General features: G+C 67.3%; 3 protein-coding genes. 2 read left to right on the top strand and 1 reads right to left on the bottom strand.

The genetic code is table 11. The annotated features are described in order from the left end of the window. The coding region (locus tag K7787_RS31375) for an alpha/beta hydrolase (protein ID WP_223003709.1) at positions 1-527 on the top strand (527 nt) is incomplete at its 5' end. A 107-nt stretch (positions 528-634) separates the two neighbouring features. Here the strand turns inward: K7787_RS31375 and K7787_RS31370 are convergent. After that, the gene (locus tag K7787_RS31370) at positions 635-970 is read right to left on the bottom strand and encodes a DUF4286 family protein (RefSeq protein WP_009192230.1); all 336 of its coding nucleotides are present in this window, start codon (positions 968-970) and stop codon (positions 635-637) included. A 372-nt stretch (positions 971-1,342) separates the two neighbouring features. On the opposite strand from K7787_RS31370, the gene K7787_RS31365 reads away from it, so the two are divergent. Then, positions 1,343-1,582, top strand: a 240-nt coding sequence (locus K7787_RS31365) for an alpha/beta hydrolase (RefSeq protein WP_223003708.1), incomplete at its 3' end; no start/stop codon positions are given.

Raw genomic sequence — 1,582 nt, 5'->3', positions numbered from 1 at the left:
TCACCGTGGTCGCCGCGAACTACGGCCGGCTGATGCGCGAGGGCGACCTCAGCGCCGACGCGGCCGTCGCGACGCTCGAGGCCGTCGGCAAGCAGCGCACGGCCGAGGCACGCGGCGCCGAGCCGCGCCTGACGACCTACATCCCCGACTCGCCCGAGGAGCGGGAGAAGGCCGGCATCACCGACGTCGACATCGTCAACGCCGTCGAGTACTACCGCACCCCCCGGGGGCAGCACCCCAACTCCCCGAACAAGCTGCGCTTCTCCGGTCTGGAGGCGGCCTTCGGCTTCGACGCCTTCCATCTGGCCGAGGTGCTGCTGACGCAGCCGCTGCAGATCATCGTGGGCGACGTCCCCGGCGGCTTCGGCTCCTACCGGGACGGATTCGAGCTGTTCGACCGGGCCCGGTCGGAGAAGAAGGACATCTTCGTGGTGAAGGGCGCGAGCCACTACGACCTCTACGACCAGCCCAAGTACGTCGACCAGGCATTCGAGAAGATCACGCCGTTCTTCCAGCAGAACCTGTAGGGACCCGAGCCGGGGACTGCCCGGCCGCTGCCCTGGTGGACTGCCCGGCCGCTGCCCTGGTGGAGTGATGTGCGCCGCCCCGCCAGGGCGCCCTTCACGGGCCGGGGTCAGGGCGTCGCTTCCAGGCGGGGACCCATGGCTTCGAAGATCAGACCCAGCCGCTCCGGGTGGAGCCCCTCGCTGATCACCATCTCCGGCGTGTTGTAGCGCGCCGCGAGCGCGTCGACCGACTCCTGGAGGTTGTCGGTCTCCAGCTCGTAGATCGCCAGGTAACCGTAGGGGGTCGCGCTGCGCTGCGCCGGCGCCAGACGGAACCGCTGCGCGGAGACGAACCCGGGAACCCTGAGCGCGTCGTGCACATGGGTGTTCGTGTACCAGTCGTTGAACTCCTCCTCCTTGCCCTCGACGGGATTGGTGAGCACGACATAGGTGTATCTCGGCACGGCATTCTCCTGTTCGGTTCCATAAAGAGTCGATCAAGCGCGGGAGAAGGAGCACACCCTTCGCCTTGTCGGACCCCGGCACCGTAATGCCGCGGTTACGTCCACGTTAAGAACCGTGCGATTGAATCTTCCCGAATCGACGATTCGGGAAGGAGAAATCGAAACAGGGCAGGAGGGACAGGGCTGTCCCCGGCCGACGGGGTCCGGGGCTGTGACCGGCCCATTTCGCCGATGGGCGACGGCTGTGAGACTCGATGACACGGCCGGTACGAAACGAGCCGCTGAGGCCGCCGCCCGCGGCCTGTCCGCACCACCGCTCCGCGAGCCGCAGCGCCGCGGAGCGAAGAAGAGCACAGAACGGAACAGCCCTCCATGGACCTACAGTCCGTACGCTTCCCGAACCGCACCTGGGACGTTGCCGCTCACCTGCGGCTCCCGGACGGTTTCGACCCGTCGAAGAAGTACCCCGCGATCATCTGCGCCCACCCCATCAGCAGCTGCAAGGAACAGACGTCCGGCAGTATCTACGCCGAACGGCTCACCGAACAGGGCTACGTCACTCTCGCCTTCGACGCCTCGCACCAGGGCCAGAGCGGCGGCGAACCCCGCTAT

Origin of the sequence: Streptomyces sennicomposti, assembly GCF_019890635.1 — a bacterium.
Lineage (GTDB): Bacteria > Actinomycetota > Actinomycetes > Streptomycetales > Streptomycetaceae > Streptomyces > Streptomyces sennicomposti.
Note: the sequence above shows the minus strand (reverse complement) of the source record. Positions and strands in the feature narration are given on the sequence as shown.